Source organism: Pseudoflavonifractor capillosus, assembly GCF_016899775.1.
Taxonomy (GTDB): Bacteria; Bacillota; Clostridia; order Oscillospirales; family Oscillospiraceae; genus Lawsonibacter.
Genome location: NZ_JACJJE010000171.1, coordinates 1 through 349, shown reverse-complemented (window position 1 = coordinate 349; position 349 = coordinate 1). Strand labels below are relative to the sequence as shown.

The 349-nt window shown below is 51.9% G+C and carries 1 pseudogene; it reads left to right on the top strand.

Annotated elements, in window-relative coordinates:
• Window positions 1-188: pseudogene (locus tag H6B31_RS16860) on the top strand (cell wall anchor protein); the annotation flags it as partial.
• Between the last annotated feature and the right edge of the window lie 161 nt (window positions 189-349).

Genomic DNA, 349 nt, shown 5'->3' with positions numbered 1-349 from the left:
TGGCCATCTTTGAGGGAACGCCCATTCAGCCGTTCCCCATGTCGGAGGAGGGAACGCCGCTGAATTTTGATTGGATGATCCTTTTGGTTCCCTTTGGCGTGGTGGTACTAGTGAGTGCTTGTATCGGCGGAGCCCTGTTTCTAAAGCATCGCAGAGAGAACAGTGATGAAAATGACACAAATCCTTAAGTCAGAGAGGAGAAAATACCATGAAACGAATCCTGTCTGTCCTGTCCGCTCTGTACATCACGGCAGTGATGGCAGTGTCCGCTGGTGCATTGAGCTACGATATTGACGCACCCGGTGACCCAGACTATGGAAGCGCGACTTCGGTAGAGCCGGTGATCACA